This is a genomic window from Streptomyces sp. KR55 (assembly GCF_052245645.1).
GTDB classification, from domain to species: domain Bacteria; phylum Actinomycetota; class Actinomycetes; order Streptomycetales; family Streptomycetaceae; genus Streptomyces; species Streptomyces flavusporus.
This window is the reverse complement of sequence record NZ_JBQQCE010000265.1, coordinates 1-13,224: the sequence shown is the minus strand read 5'-3', so window position 1 is coordinate 13,224 and position 13,224 is coordinate 1. Positions and strand designations below refer to the sequence as shown.

The 13,224-nt window shown below is 69.0% G+C and carries 10 protein-coding genes and 1 pseudogene; 10 read left to right on the top strand and 1 reads right to left on the bottom strand.

All coding sequences use genetic code 11. From position 1 onward, the window contains the following. Together ACTWQJ_RS31750 and ACTWQJ_RS31745 are read left to right on the top strand one after the other, a co-directional pair. A pseudogene (locus ACTWQJ_RS31750) lies at positions 1 to 408 on the top strand (5,10-methylenetetrahydrofolate reductase); the annotation flags it as partial. A gap of 12 nt (positions 409 to 420) precedes the next feature. Further along, the gene (locus ACTWQJ_RS31745) at positions 421 to 1,263 is read left to right on the top strand and encodes an alpha/beta fold hydrolase (protein WP_443309963.1); all 843 of its coding nucleotides are present in this window, start codon (positions 421 to 423) and stop codon (positions 1,261 to 1,263) included. 75 nt (positions 1,264 to 1,338) lie between these two features. On the opposite strand, the gene purU is transcribed toward ACTWQJ_RS31745, so the two are convergent. Further along, the gene (purU, locus tag ACTWQJ_RS31740; RefSeq protein ID WP_443309962.1) at positions 1,339 to 2,220 is read right to left on the bottom strand and encodes a formyltetrahydrofolate deformylase; all 882 of its coding nucleotides are present in this window, start codon (positions 2,218 to 2,220) and stop codon (positions 1,339 to 1,341) included. A 217-nt stretch (positions 2,221 to 2,437) separates the two neighbouring features. Between purU and ACTWQJ_RS31735 the strand changes: the two genes are divergently transcribed. From ACTWQJ_RS31735 to ACTWQJ_RS31700, 8 genes are all read left to right on the top strand, one after another. Beyond that, positions 2,438 to 3,907 carry an aldehyde dehydrogenase family protein gene (locus tag ACTWQJ_RS31735; protein WP_443309961.1) on the top strand — a complete coding sequence of 490 codons (1,470 nt, stop codon included), beginning with the start codon at positions 2,438 to 2,440 and terminating at the stop codon, positions 3,905 to 3,907. Positions 3,908 to 3,927: 20 nt separating this feature from the next. Continuing rightward, complete coding sequence (locus ACTWQJ_RS31730) at positions 3,928 to 5,013, top strand: quaternary amine ABC transporter ATP-binding protein (protein ID WP_443309960.1); 1,086 nt, start codon at positions 3,928 to 3,930, stop codon at positions 5,011 to 5,013. Next, positions 5,013 to 7,022: an ABC transporter permease gene (locus ACTWQJ_RS31725; RefSeq protein WP_443309959.1), complete on the top strand. Its 2,010-nt coding sequence runs from the start codon at positions 5,013 to 5,015 to the stop codon at positions 7,020 to 7,022. The genes ACTWQJ_RS31730 and ACTWQJ_RS31725 overlap by 1 nt, the downstream gene beginning before the upstream one ends. A 13-nt stretch (positions 7,023 to 7,035) precedes the next feature. Further along, positions 7,036 to 8,013, top strand: coding sequence for an ABC transporter substrate-binding protein (locus ACTWQJ_RS31720; RefSeq protein WP_443309958.1), 978 nt, complete (start codon positions 7,036 to 7,038; stop codon positions 8,011 to 8,013). A 225-nt stretch (positions 8,014 to 8,238) separates the two neighbouring features. Then, positions 8,239 to 10,677, top strand: coding sequence for a GcvT family protein (locus tag ACTWQJ_RS31715; RefSeq protein WP_443309957.1), 2,439 nt, complete (start codon positions 8,239 to 8,241; stop codon positions 10,675 to 10,677). 36 nt (positions 10,678 to 10,713) lie between these two features. Then, positions 10,714 to 11,574, top strand: a complete 861-nt coding sequence (locus ACTWQJ_RS31710; protein WP_443309956.1) for a bifunctional methylenetetrahydrofolate dehydrogenase/methenyltetrahydrofolate cyclohydrolase — start codon at positions 10,714 to 10,716, stop codon at positions 11,572 to 11,574. A gap of 70 nt (positions 11,575 to 11,644) precedes the next feature. After that, positions 11,645 to 12,877 carry a sarcosine oxidase subunit beta family protein gene (locus ACTWQJ_RS31705; RefSeq protein WP_443309955.1) on the top strand — a complete coding sequence of 411 codons (1,233 nt, stop codon included), beginning with the start codon at positions 11,645 to 11,647 and terminating at the stop codon, positions 12,875 to 12,877. 11 nt (positions 12,878 to 12,888) lie between these two features. Then, positions 12,889 to 13,224 (top strand): sarcosine oxidase subunit delta (locus ACTWQJ_RS31700; RefSeq protein WP_443309954.1); only part of this gene is annotated, 336 nt, incomplete at its 3' end.

Below are 13,224 nucleotides of genomic sequence, written 5' to 3'. Positions count from 1 at the left end.
GTCACCATCCAGGCGATGTGGGACAAGCGCGAGCACGCCACGTACATCGTGGGCAACCTCTGCTTCGACCCGCGGGTGCTGGGGGAGTGGATCGTTCGTATACGGCGCCGGGACGTCACCCTGCCGGTCCATGTGGGCATCGCGGGGCCCGTACAGCGGGCGAAGCTGCTGGCGATGGCCACGAAGACCGGGGTGGGGGAGTCGACGCGCTTCCTGACGAAGCACGCCTCGTGGTTTCTGCGTTTCGCGGCCCCCGGAGGGTATGCACCCGAGAGGCTGCTGTCCCGCACGGAGGAGGCCCTCACCGCACCCTCGGCGGGGGTGGCCGGTCTGCACCTGTTCACGTTCAACCAGATCGCCGAAACGGAACGGTGGCGCCGCGCGCTGCTGGACCGGCTGGGCGGCTGAACCAGGAGAAGGATGGCAACCGACACTGATTGGCAGCTGACCCGAACCTTTACCAGCACATCAGGTGACGTCCGTTGGGACCGGCTGGGGCAACCCGGCCGACCGCCGGTCGTCCTTCTGCACGGCACCCCCTTCTCCTCGTACGTCTGGCGTGCCGTCGCCCGCTCGCTCACCCGCCACCATCAGGTGTTCGTCTGGGACATGCCCGGCTACGGAACCTCCGAGAAGGCCGCGGGCCAGGATGTGTCCCTGGCCGCCCAGGGCCGCGTCTTCACCGAACTCCTGAGCCACTGGGGCCTGGAAGAACCGCTCGTGGTCACCCATGACTTCGGCGGTGCCGTCGCCCTGCGGGCGCACCTGCTGCACGGTGCCCGCTACCGGGCCCTCGCCCTGGTCGATCCGGTCGCGCTGGCACCGTGGGGGTCCCCCTTCTTCCGGCTCGTCGGCGAGCACTCCGACGTCTTCGCACAGTTACCGCCGGCGCTCCACGCCGCCCTGGTGCGCGAGTACGTCAGTTCCGCCAGCAGCCCCGGCCTGCATCACGCGGTCCTCGACCGGCTCGTCGAGCCCTGGCTGGACGGCCCCGGCCAAGCGGCCTTCTACCGGCAGATCGTCCAGTCCGACCAGAGTTACACCGACGAGATCCAGGGCCGGTACACCGGGATCGGCATCCCCACGCTCGTCTGCTGGGGTGAGGACGACACCTGGATCCCGGTGGCGAAGGGGCGCGAGCTCGCCGCTCTCATCCCCGGCGCGCGATTCGAACCGATCGCCGGCGCCGGCCACCTCGTCCAGGAGGACGCCCCCGCGGAACTCACAGCCGCGCTCATCGCGTTCCTCCAGCAGCCGTTGTGACCGGGGGCGGCGCGCCCGGGTCCGTATACGAAGAGGGCGGCACCGGAATCCGGTCCCGCCCCCTGTGGCTGCGGTTCAGCGGAAGACCACCGTGCGGTTGCCGTCCACCATCACGCGGCTCTCGCTGTGCCACTTCACCGCGTGCGCGAGCACCTGTGCCTCCACGTCCCGCCCGACCGTGACCAGCTCGCCGGGGTCGAGCGAGTGGTCCACCCTGACCACGTCCTGCTCGATGATCTGGCCCTCGTCCAGGTCCGGCGTCACATAGTGCGCCGTCGCGCCGACGAGCTTCACTCCGCGCGCGTAGGCCTGCTCGTAGGGGCGCGCGCCCTTGAAACTGGGGAGGAAGGAGTGGTGGATATTGATGGCGCGGCCCTCCAGCTCCTTGCACAGGTCGTCGGAGAGGATCTGCATGTAGCGGGCCAGCACCACCAGGTCGATGTCCAGCTCACGCACGAGCTCCAGCAGCCGCGCCTCGGCGTCCGCCTTGGTCTCCTTGGTCACCGGGATGTGGTGGAAGGGGATGCCGTACGTCTCCGCGAGTCCCTCGAAGTCCCGGTGGTTGGACACGATCGCGGGGATCTCGATGTTGAGGGCGCCGGTGCGCCGGCGGAAGAGCAGGTCGTTCAGGCAGTGGCCGAACTTGGACACCATGATCAGCGTCCGGGTCGGCGTGGCCGCGTCGCTCAGGGTCCAGGAGATGCCGTAGGCCTGGGCCACGGGACCGAACCGGTAACGCAGTTGTTCCAGCTCGGCGTTTGGATCGGAAACATCGAAGTGGACCCTCATGAAGAAACGGCCCTGGAGCCGATCGTCGAACTGCTGGCTTTCCAGGATGTTGCCGGAGTTCCTGACGAGAAAGCCGCTCACGGCGTGGACCAGTCCGGCGCTGTCCGGACAGGAGAGGGTGAGAACGTACTCACGGCCAGGTTGCGGTCGAGGGAACTTTGGGGACACGTCGGCCTCCGTCGGTGCGTATTGCACAACATGGTGAGCGATACGCAACATGGTCGGCTCGGCGTTGCTTGCGGTCAAGGGTGGCCGGGTAAGTGATCGCATGGCCAAATCGTCATCGGCCAACCTCTTGACGTCTGCCTGGGCGTTCGCCAGGGTGTTCCACCACGAGCAATTGGGTGCACGATGCGCAACGAATTTCGGTTGAAAGGCTCGGCGCGTGGCAGACCTGTATGTGGATGGCGAATGGCGGGACCCGGTGGCCGGTGGGCACCGGGACATCCGATGTCCCGCTGACGGCACGCTCGCGGCGACCGTCTCGGAAGCGACACGCCCCGACACCGAGGCGGCGATCGCCGCGGCCCGCCGCGCCTTCGACGAGGGGCCCTGGCCGAGCACCTCCGATCGGGAGCGCGGCGCGCTGCTGCTGCGCACCGCCGACCTCATCGAGCGCGACGCCAAGGAATTCGCCCGCGCGGAGTCCCTGGACACCGGCAAGCGGCTGGTGGAGAGCGAGTACGACATCGCCGATGTCGTCTCCTGCTTCCGCTACTACGGCGGCCTCGGAGGCACCGGCGCTGGCCGCGTCATCGACACCGGCCGCGATGACGCCGTAAGTCGCGTGGTGTACGAGCCGGTTGGCGTGTGCGGACTGATCACTCCTTGGAACTACCCGCTGTTGCAGTCGAGTTGGAAGGTAGCTCCCGCACTCCTCGCCGGCAACACGATCGTCCTCAAGCCCAGCGAGCTCACCCCCTCCACCTCGATCCTGCTGATGAAGGCACTGGAGGAGGCAGGGCTTCCGGCCGGCGCCGCGAACCTCGTCCTGGGTACCGGGCCCGAGGTGGGCGCGCCACTCTCCGAGGACCCGGCCGTGGACATGGTCTCCTTCACCGGAGGCCTGGAGACGGGCAAGCGCATCATGGCCACCGCCGCCGCGACCGTGAAGAAGATCGCGCTGGAGCTCGGCGGCAAGAACCCGAACGTCGTTTTCGCCGACGCCGACTTCGAGACGGCCGTGGACTTCGCCCTCACGGCCGTCTTCCTGCACTCGGGGCAGGTCTGCTCGGCCGGTGCACGGCTGATCGTCGAGGACTCGCTGCACGACCGCTTCGTCGACGAGGTCGTCCGCCGAGCCCGGCAGATCCGCCTCGGCGGACCCTTCGACCCCGAGGCCGAGACCGGAGCGCTGATCTCCGCACAGCACCGGGAGAAGGTCGAGGCGTACGTCGCGGCCGGCCTCGCCGAGGGCGCCGTACTGCGCTGCGGCGGCGCACGGCCCGACGACGCCGCGCTGGCGAACGGCCACTACTACCTGCCCACCGTGCTCGACGAGTGCCGGCAGGACATGCGCGTGGTGCACGAGGAGTCCTTCGGGCCCGTGCTCACCGTGGAGCGCTTCACCGACGAGGACGACGCCGTACACATCGCCAACGACACCGAGTACGGACTCGCCGGAGCCGTCTGGACGCAAGACGCCGGCAAGGCCCAGCGGGTCGCCCGGCGGCTGCGCCACGGCACGGTGTGGATCAACGACTACCACCCCTATGTGCCGCAAGCGGAATGGGGTGGCTTCGGGCACTCGGGCGTGGGCCGGGAGCTGGGACCGACCGGTCTGAACGAGTACCGAGAGCCCAAACACATCTGGCAGAACATCCAACCCCGGCCGCAGCACTGGTTCCGCGGCTGAACGCCGAAAGAAGGTCGAACGTGACCACACAGACCGAGGTGCCGCAGCGGCGCGGCACGTCCCAGGACTCGGGCTCCACCCCGGTCATATCCGTGCGCAGGCTGTGGAAGGTGTTCGGGCCGAAGGCCGACCAGGTCCCGGACTCCGAGGAGCTGTGCGGGCTCACCCGCCGCGAGCTCATGGACCGCACCGGATGCACCGCCGCCGTACGCGACGTCCACTTCGACGTCTCGCCCGGCGAGGTCTTCGTCGTCATGGGTCTGTCCGGTTCCGGCAAGTCCACGCTGGTGCGATGTCTGACCCGGCTGATCGAACCCACCGCCGGTGAGGTCGTCTTCGAGGGCGAGGACATCCGCGAGGCGGACGACAAGCGCCTGCGCGACCTGCGGCGCCGGAAGTTCTCCATGGTGTTCCAGCACTTCGGTCTACTGCCCCACCGCCGCGTCGTCGACAACGTGGCGTTCGGTCTGGAGATCCGCGGCATGGGCAAGGCCGAGCGCACCAGGCGGGCCCAGGAGGTCGTCGAGCTGGTCGGCCTCGCGGGCTATGAGAACTCCTACCCCGACCAGCTGTCCGGCGGTATGCAGCAGCGCGTTGGTCTGGCCCGTGCGCTGGCCGGTGATCCGGACGTGCTCTTCTTCGACGAGCCGTTCTCGGCCCTCGACCCGCTGATCCGGCGTGACATGCAGAACGAGGTCATCCGCCTGCACCACGAGGTCGGCAAGACGATGGTGTTCATCACCCACGACCTCTCCGAGGCCCTCAAGCTGGGCGACCGCATCCTGATCATGCGCGACGGCAAGATGGTCCAGTGCGGCACCGGCGACGAGCTGGTGGGCGCCCCGGCGGACGACTACGTGCGCGAGTTCGTGAAGGACGTGCCTCGCGGCGACGTGCTCACTCTGCGGTGGATCATGCGCCCGCCGGAGGACGGTGACGAACTGGACGGTCCCGAGCTGGGCCCGGACGTCGTGGTGAAGGAGGCCACCCGGGCGGTGCTCGCGGCCGACAAGCCGGTCAAGGTCGTCGAGAACGGCAAGCTGCTCGGCATCGTCGGCGACGAGGAGATCCTCGCGGTGGTCGCCGGGCAGGAAGGCGGCGCGTGATGACCGTCGCCGTGGAGAAAACAGAGAAACCGGAGAAGACTCAGGCCGTGGAGCAGGCCGCTCCCGCCGAGAGCGTGCGCAAGGTCAGCCGGTCCATGGTGGTGGCGGCGATCCTCGTCGTCTGGCTGGTGCTGTTCCTTGTGCTGCGCGGAAAGCAGACCCTGGCCCTGGCCGCGGCGGACCTGACCGATCTGCACCGGTGGTTCAACGACGTCAACGACTCGATCGGCGCGAACCGCAACTCCAACCCGCTCTTCCTGTACTTCTTCAACGAGATCCGCCTGGTCATCGACACCCTGGTGACCTTCGTGCAGGAGCTGATCTCGCAGCCCTCCGCCGACCGGCCCGTCCCGCAGATCGGGTGGCTCGGTGTCGTCGGCATCGCGGGCTATGTCTCCTGGGCCGTGGGCAACTGGAGGGTCGCGCTGCTGGCGGTGGCCGGCTTCACCTTCCTGGGCTTGCAGGGCCTGTGGCAGGAGAGCATGGACACCCTGGCGCTCACCCTCTCCGCCGTGTTCGTGGCGCTGCTGTTCGCGATCCCGTTGGGCGTGTGGGCGGGGCTGTCCGACCGGTTCAACCGGATCATCACGCCCTTCCTGGACTTCATGCAGACGATGCCGACCTTCGTCTACCTGGCTCCGCTGACCCTGTTCTTCCTCATCGGCCCGGCCTCCGCCACCATCGCCACGCTGATCTACGCGGCGCCGCCCGCGATCCGCATCACCGCGCACGCCATCCGTTCCGTACCGAGCACCACGGTCGAGGCGGCCGACTCGCTGGGCGCCACCCGACGGCAGGCTCTGATGAAGGTCCTGCTGCCGATGTCCAAGCGGACCGTGGTGATGGGCGTCAACCAGACCATCATGGCCGCCCTGGCCATGGTGACGATCGCCGCCCTCATCGACGCGCCAGGGCTCGGCAAGACCGTCATCCAGGCACTCCAGACGCTCGACGTCGGCACGGCCTTCAACGCGGGTCTGGCCATCGTGGTCATGGCCATCGTGCTGGACCGGGTCACCACGGCGGCGAGCGCACGCGAGGAGGCGGCCCGGCGTTCGAAGAACCGCTTCCTGGCGTGGCGACGTCCGCTGCTGGCGGCAGGTGCGGCGGTCACGGCGGTTCTGGTCCATCTGTCCCACACCTATCTGTGGGCGGCGGAGTTCCCCGGCGAGGGGGGCACCGGCAGCACCATCTCGCGCACGGCGGACAGCGTGACCACCTGGGTGCAGGACAACCTCTCGGGCATCACCAACGCCTTCCGGGACGTCATCACCAACGGTCTGCTCAACCCGTTCCAGGCTCTGCTCACCGACTCCCCGTGGTGGCTCGTCGGGGCGGCCCTGATCGCGCTCGCCGTCGTGCTCGGCGGCTGGCGTGCCGGCATCACCACGGCTGTGTGCGTGGGCCTGCTGGTCGGCACCGGGGTGTGGTCGGACAGCATGACGACGCTGGCGTCGACCCTCGTCGCCACGGCGCTCGTCATGCTGCTCGGCGTCGTCTTCGGAGTGTGGATGGGACGCAGCGCGCTGGTGGACCGGCTGCTGCGCCCCAGCCTGGACGCGGCGCAGGTCATGCCGCCGTTCGTCTATCTCGTGCCGTTCCTCGCGCTGTTCGGCGCGACCCGCTTCACCGCGATCGTCGCCGCCGTCGTCTACGCGGCTCCCGTCGCCATGAAGATCATCGCGGACGGGGTACGGAACGTGCCCGCCACCACCGTGGAGGCGGCCACCTCCGCCGGGTGCAACACCTGGCAGATCATCACCAAGGTCCAACTGCCGATGGCACGCGGCGCCCTGACTCTCGCGACCAACCAGGGCCTGATCTATGTGCTGTCGATGGTTGTGGTGGGCGGCCTGGTGGGGGCGGGCGCCCTCGGTTACGACGTCGTGGCCGGCTTCTCGCAGGGACAGCTGTACGGGAAGGGGCTCGCCGCGGGGCTGGCCATCGTCCTTCTCGGAGTCATGTTCGACCGGATCACTCAGGCAGCGGCGCGGCGTACCAGCGCGTAAGGAGCAACTGACCATGGCAAGGCAAGCAAGACAGTGGAGAGTCGGCGCGGCGGGCATAGCGGTCCTCGGCCTCACCCTCACCGCCTGCGGCGGCGCGAAGGTCGGTGACAGCTCATCGGACGCCGGCGGCTCGGGCAGCTCCGGCAAGTGCGGCACCTTCAACCTCGCGGTCAACCCGTGGGTGGGGTACGAGGCCAACGCGGCCGTCATCGCCTACGTCGCCGAGAACGACCTCGGCTGCAAGGTCACCAAGAAGGACCTGAAGGAAGAGATCGCCTGGCAGGGCTTCGGGACGGGCGAGGTCGACGCCGTCGTCGAGAACTGGGGCCACGACGACCTGAAGAAGAAGTACATCACCGACCAGAAGACCGCCGTCGATGCCGGCCCGACCGGCAATGAAGGCCTCATCGGCTGGTACGTGCCGCCGTGGCTGGCCAAGGCGCACCCGGACATCCTCGACTGGAACAACCTCAACAAGTACGCGGCCGAGTTCAAGACGTCCGAGTCCGGCGGCAAGGGGCAACTCCTCGACGGTGACCCGTCGTTCGTCACCAACGACGAGGCCCTGGTGAAGAACCTGAAGCTGGACTACAAGGTGGTGTACGCGGGCAGCGAGACCGCCCTCATCCAGGCCTTCCGCAAGGCGGAGAAGGACAAGGAATGGGTGATCGGCTACTTCTACGAGCCGCAGTGGTTCATGTCCGAGGTACGGCTGGTGAAGGTCAAGCTGCCCGAGTACAAGGCGGGCTGCGACGCCGACGCCGAGAAGGTCGACTGCGACTACCCCGTGTACAAGCTGGACAAGATCGTCAGCGCGAAGTTCGCCAAGTCGGGCAGCCCGGCCTATGACCTGGTGAAGAACTTCACCTGGACGAACGACGACCAGAACGTCGTGGCGAAGTACATCGCGGTGGACAAGATGACCCCCGAGGCGGCGGCGAAGAAATGGGTCGAGGCCAACCGCGACAAGGTGGACGCCTGGCTCAAGTAGCGCCGGAAGCCGGGAGTCGGAAGCCGGTCGGAACATGCCCGGTGGGCGGTGCGCGCGGGGTGCGCACCGCCCACCGGGCATTGCCGTGTTCCGGCCGGTTTTCCGAGGTCGCGGACCCCTTGACACCCACCTGCACGGAAGGCACATTGAGTTGCGCAACCTGAATCAAGTTGCGTAGACAGCAACCGGATCGGCTCGACTGGTTATCAAACCGGAGGTGCGGCGATGGCGGGACCGCGAGTGGTCATCATCGGAGCGGGCGTCGTTGGCGCGGCACTCGCGGACGAGATCTCCGCGCGAGGCTGGACCGAAGTGACCGTGGTCGACCAGGGCCCGCTCCCCGCCACCGGGGGCTCCACCTCGCACGCCCCGGGCCTGGTCTTCCAGACGAACTCCTCCAAGACCATGACCGAGCTGGCCCGCTACACCGTCGAGAAGTTCTGCTTTCTCGACGTCGACGGCAAGCCCTGCTTCCTGCAGGTCGGCGGGCTGGAAGTGGCGACCACCCCCGAGCGTCTCGCGGAACTGCACCGCCGCCACGGCTGGATCTCCGCCTGGGGCATCGAGTCACGGATCCTGACTCCCGACGAGTGCGTCGAGCAGCACCCGCTGGTCAACCGCGACAAGGTCCTCGGCGGCCTCCTCGTCCCGACGGACGGCCTCGCCAAGGCCGTCCTCGCCGTCGAGGCGCAGATCCGCCGGGCCACCGAGCGCGGCGTGCGCTTCCTGGCCCGCCACGAGGTCCTCGACGTACTGCGGGCCGACGGCGAGGTGACCGGCGTCCTGACCGACCAGGGCGAGATCCCCGCCGACATCGTCGTGTGCTGCGCCGGCATCTGGGGCCCGAAGATCGCCCGCATGGTCGGCATGAACCTGCCGCTCACGCCGCTCGCCCACCAGCTGGCCTGGACCGGCCCCGTCCCGGCCCTGGCCGGCCAGACCGAGGAAGCGGTCCGCCCGATCCTGCGCCACCAGGACGCCGACCTCTACTACCGCGACCGCTTCGACGGCCTGGGCATCGGCTACTACGGCCACCGCGCGATGCCGATCTCCGCCGACGACATCCTCTCCGTGGACGAGGCCGACCAGATGCCGTCGGTCCTGAAGTTCACCGAGGAGGACTTCGAGGACGCCTGGACCGAGACCCAGTCCCTGCTCCCCGCGACCAAGGAAGCGAAAGTCGAGGAGGGCATCAACGGCCTGTTCTCCTTCACCACCGACAACTTCCCGCTCCTCGGCGAGTCCCCGGACGTCAAGGGCTTCTGGGTCGCCGAGGCCGTGTGGGTCACCCACTCCGCGGGCGTGGGGCGGGCGATGGCCGAATGGCTGGTCGACGGCCACTGCTCGTCCTTCGACCTGCACGAGTGCGACGTCAACCGCTTCGAGCCGCATCAGCTGTCCCCGGAGTACGTCCTGGCCCGCGACTGCCAGAACTTCGTCGAGGTCTACGACATCCTCCACCCTCTCCAGCCCTCGGGTGACCCGCGCCCGATCCGCACCAGCCCCTTCCACGCCCGCCAGCAGGAGCTGGGCGCCTTCTTCCTGGAGGCGAACGGCTGGGAGCGCCCGCAGTGGTACGAGGCCAACGCGTCCCTGGTCGAAGGCCGCAGCATTCCCACCCCCAACGACTGGGCAGCCCAGTACTGGTCGCCCATCGTCGGCGCCGAGGCGCAGGTCACCCGCGAGACCGTCGCGATGTACGACATGACGGCCCTCAAGCGCCTGGAGGTGAGCGGCCCAGGCGCCTCCGCCTTCCTGGAGCGCCTGTGCACCGGCAAGGTCGCCAAGTCCGTCGGCTCGGTCACCTACACCCTGCTCCTCGACCACGACGGCGGCATCCGCAGCGACATCACCGTCGCCCGCCTGGCCCGCGACCTCTTCCAGGTCGGCGCCAACGGCAACCTGGACCTCGACTGGTTCACCCGCCACCTCCCCGCCGACGGCACGGTCCAGGTACGTGACATCACCCCCGGCACCTGCTGCATCGGCCTGTGGGGCCCGCTCGCCCGCAAGGTCCTGCAACCCCTGACGGACGAGGACTTCTCCAGCGACGGCCTGAAGTACTTCCGCGCCAAGCGCGCCTACATCGGCTCGGTGCCCGTCACCGCAATGCGCCTGAGTTACGTCGGTGAGCTCGGCTGGGAGCTCTACACCACCGCCGACCAGGGCCTGAAGCTGTGGGACACCCTGTGGCAGGCGGCCGAGCCCCTCGGCGGCGTCATCGCCGGCCGCGGCGCCTTCAACAGCCTCCGGCTGGAGAAGGGCTACCGCTCCTTCGGCACCGACATGACCTACGAGCACGACCCCTACGAGGCCGGCGTCGGCTTCGCCGTCAAGCTCGACAAGGACGACTTCATCGGCAAGGCCGCCCTGGAGCGCCGTAAGGAAAACGTGCGGCGCAAGCTGACCTGCCTCACCATCGACGACCCGCGGTCGGTGGTCATGGGCAAGGAGCCGGTGTACGACGGGGACCGTGCGGTCGGCTACGTCACCAGCGCCGCCTATGGCTACACGATCGGCAAGGGCATCGCCTACGCCTGGCTCCCGGCCGAGCTCACCGCCCCCGGCACGACCGTGCACATCGGCTACTTCGACCAGCGCGTCGAGGCGGTCGTCGCCGAGGAGCCCCTGTTCGACCCCACTATGTCCCGCCTCCGTGGCTGACACCCAGAGTCGACTCCGAGGGAAGGAACACCGCCGGTGAACGCACAGCTGCTCGACGGCAAGGCGACCGCCGCCGACATCCGCCGCGAACTCGGGGAGCGCGTAGCCAAGTTGACGGCCACCGTCGGCCGCCCGCCGGGCCTGGGCACCGTGCTGGTCGGCGACGACCCGGGCAGTCACGCCTACGTCGCCGGAAAGCACCGCGACTGCGCCCAGGTGGGCATCGCGTCCATCCGCCGGGACCTGCCCGCCGACGCGTCGCAACAGCAGGTCGAGGACGTCATCGACGAGCTCAACGCCGACCCGGCCTGCACCGGCTATATCGTCCAGCTTCCGCTGCCGCGCCACCTGGACGCCAACGCCGTACTGGAACGCATGGACCCGGCCAAGGACGCCGACGGCCTGCACCCCGTCAGCCTCGGCCGGCTCGTCCTGGGCGTCGAGGCCCCGCTGCCGTGCACCCCGCGCGGCATCGTCGAACTGCTCCGCCGCCACGACGTGCCCCTCGCCGGAGCGCGGGTGTGCGTGATCGGCCGGGGCATCACGGTCGGTCGCCCCATCGGCCTCCTCCTCACCCGCCGCTCCGAGAACGCCACCGTGACTCTGTGCCACACCGGCACCAAGGGCCTGGCCTGGCACGTACGCGAGGCCGACATCGTCATCGCGGCCGCCGGCTCACCCGGCCTGGTCACCAAGGACATGCTGCGCCCCGGCGCGGCGGTCCTGGACGTAGGCATCACCCGCACCGACCAGGGGCTGGCCGGCGATGTGCACCCGGACGCCGCCCAGGTCGCCGGATGGCTCGCCCCCATGCCCGGGGGCGTGGGACCCATGACGCGGGCCATGCTGCTCGCCAACGTCGTCGAGGCCGCCGAGAGGAACGCCACCGCCGCATGAACGCTCCAGTCCCCAAGTACCCGCAGTATCCGCACCTTTCAGAAGACCTTTCAGAAGACGGAGACGTCCGATGAGCCCCCGCACCCCCGGCGCCGACCTCCCCGACCACCCCGACTGGCTGTGGCGTACGCCCGAGCCCAAGCGGTCGTACGACGTAGTGATCGTCGGCGGTGGCGGTCACGGCCTGGCCACCGCCCACTACCTGGCGAAGAACCACGGCATCACGAACGTCGCCGTGCTGGAGAAGGGCTGGCTCGCGGGCGGCAACATGGCCCGCAACACCACGATCATCCGCTCCAACTACCTGTGGGACGAGAGCGCCGGCATCTACGAGCACGCGCTCAAGCTGTGGGAGGGACTGGCGGAGGAGCTCGACTACCCGATCCTCTTCTCCCAGCGTGGCGTGCTGAACCTCGCGCACAGCCTGCAGGACGTCCGCGACAGTGTGCGCCGCGTGGAGGCGAACCGCCTCAACGGCGTGGACGCGGAGTGGCTCGACGCGGACGGCGTCAAGGAAGTCTGCCCGATCGTGAACATCTCCCCGGACGTGCGCTACCCGGTCCTGGGCGCCACCTACCAGCCGCGCGCCGGCATCGCCAAGCACGACTACGTGGCCTGGGGCCTGGCCCGCTCCGCGGACGCCGCAGGCATCGACATCATCCAGAACTGCGAGGTCACCGGCCTGGACGTGGTCGGCAACCGAGTGGTCGGAGTCCAGACCAACCTCGGCCCCATCGCCGCCGGTAAGGTGGCGCTCTGCTCGGCGGGCCACACCTCGGTCCTCGCCGCGATGGCGGGCATCGAACTCCCCCTCCAGAGCCACCCGTTGCAGGCGCTCGTGTCGGAGCTGCTGGAGCCCGTGCACCCGACCGTCGTCATGTCCAACGCGGTCCACGTGTACGTCAGCCAGGCCCACAAGGGCGAGCTGGTCATGGGTGCGGGCATCGACGCCTACAACTCCTACACCCAGCGCGGCGCCTTCCACATCATCGAAGAGCAGATGTCGGCGGCCCTGGAGCTGTTCCCCGTCTTCGCCCGCGCCCACGTCCTGCGCACCTGGGGCGGCATCGTGGACGTCAGCCCCGACGCCTCGCCGATCATCGGGCTCACCCCCGTCGACAACCTCTACCTCAACTGCGGCTGGGGAACGGGCGGCTTCAAGGCCACCCCGGGCGTCGGCTGGGTCTACGCCCACACCATCGCCCACGACACCCCGCACGCCCTCAACGCCCCCTTCTCGCTCGACCGTTTCACCACCGGCGCGCTCGTCGACGAGCACGGCGCGGCCGCGGTGGCCCACTAGGGAGCCGATCCATGCTGCTCATCCCCTGCCCGTGGTGCGGGCCCCGCGACGAGGCCGAGTTCCACTACGGCGGCCAGGCCCACGTGCCGTATCCGGAGGACCCGGCGTCCCTCAGCGACGAGGAGTGGGCCCGGTACCTGTTCTTCCGCGACAACCCGAAGGGCCCCTTCGCCGAGCGCTGGAGCCACGCGGCGGGCTGCCGCCGCTGGTTCAACGCGGTGCGGGACACGTCGACGAACGAGATCCTGGCGGTGTACCGGGCGGGGGAGGAGCGCCCGGCGACAGTGGAGCCGCGCCCGGTGACTTCTCAGCCGCGTCCAGCAAATCCAGCCCGTCCGGTGTTTGAG